At 71.4% G+C, this 1345-nt stretch carries 2 protein-coding genes; one reads left to right on the top strand and one right to left on the bottom strand.

Annotated elements, in window-relative coordinates; translation table 11 throughout:
• The coding region (locus tag ACFXKA_RS42840) for a metallophosphoesterase (RefSeq protein WP_379431882.1) at positions 1-716 on the bottom strand (716 nt) is incomplete at its 3' end.
• A gap of 143 nt (positions 717-859) precedes the next feature.
• Here ACFXKA_RS42840 and ACFXKA_RS42835 point away from each other — a divergent pair.
• Entirely contained in the window at positions 860-1327 is a 468-nt protein-coding gene (locus tag ACFXKA_RS42835) for a GatB/YqeY domain-containing protein (protein WP_078075856.1), read from the top strand.
• Positions 1328-1345 lie beyond the last annotated feature (18 nt).

Here is a 1345-nt window from a genome sequence, read left to right as displayed (position 1 = left end):
CCCAGGATCAGGGGGTAACCGTCCGCGGTGAACGCCTCCAGCGTGCGGAGGTACGGGGCGTGGACCACGCCGATCGACAGGTCCGCGTCGGGCTCCGGGCCGCCCGCGACCTCGGCGTAGCGGTCGCGCTTGATGTGCGGGTCGTCGACGCCCGTGAAGGCGATCTCCTGGCCGTCGATCTTGAGCCGGCCGCGGGCGTTGGTGAGGCCCACCCAGCCCGCCGCGTCGAAGGCGTCGCGCATCGGCTCCCACGGGTTGTGGACGACGTTGACGGCCGGTGCGTTGCCGTTCAGGCCGTGCTTGCCCTGGGCCTTCTCGTAGATGTAGCGCGCCGGGTTGCGCAGCGCGGGGCCGTAGTAGTCGTTGGAGCCGAAGACGTAGACGCCCGGGAACTCCATCAGCGGGCCCAGTGCGTCGAGGACCTCCGGTACGCCCTCCGGGTCGGAGAGGTTGTCGCCGGTGTTGACGACGAAGTCGGGGCGCAGGCCGGCCAGGGAGCGGAGCCAGCGCTGTTTCTTGCGCTGGCCGCTGACCATGTGGATGTCCGAGACATGGAGGATCCGCAGCGGTCGCATGCCCTCCGGCAGTACGGGGACGGACACCCGTCGCAGTCGGAAGGAGCGGGCCTCGAAACCGGCGGCGTAGGCGAGGCCGGCCGCCCCGACGGCCGCGATTCCCGCGGTGACTTTCAGGGGGACTCCGTAGCGTGCGCGCATGGTGTCATCGTCGCAGACACGCACCGCCCACGCGGTCGCACCCCATGATCGTCGAGCGGCCTCGGCACGGGGAGTGAGCCGTCGCCCGACCGCGCCGGAAAACTCCTCGGCGGGCCTTGGGCCGTACCTGACACACTGTCCGCATGACCACGCTCAAGTCCAAGCTGCACGACGACCTCATCGCCGCGATCAGGGCGCGCGACGAGCTGCGTTCCGCCACCCTCCGGCTGACCCTCGCCGCGATCTCCAAGGAGGAGGTCTCCGGCAAGTCGGCGCGTGAGCTCTCCGACGACGAGGTGCAGAAGGTGATCGCCAAGGAGGCCAAGAAGCGCCGTGAGGCGGCCGAGGCCTTCGCGCAGGGCGGGCGGGCCGAGCAGGCGGAGCGGGAGAAGGCGGAGGGTGTGCTGCTCGACGCGTACCTGCCGCAGCAGCTGACCGACGACGAGCTCGGCGCGATCGTGGCCCAGGCCGTCGGTGAGGCGAAGGCTGCCGGCGCCGAGGGGCCGCGTGCGATGGGCGCCGTCATGAAGATCGTCGGGCCGAAGGTCGCGGGCCGTGCCGACGGCGGCCGCGTCGCCGCCGAGGTCAAGCGGAGCCTCGCCGCAGGCTGAGGACGGCCGGATACGCAT

The organism is Nocardia sp. NPDC059228 (assembly GCF_042754245.1).
GTDB lineage: Bacteria > Actinomycetota > Actinomycetes > Mycobacteriales > Mycobacteriaceae > Nocardia.
This window is presented reverse-complemented; position numbering and strand designations above follow the sequence as displayed.

What these genes read in the sequence shown, in the direction of transcription:
- ACFXKA_RS42835 (WP_078075856.1), top strand. Translation starts at nt 860, where the DNA reads ATGACCACGCTCAAGTCCAAGCTGCACGACGACCTCATCGCCGCGATC.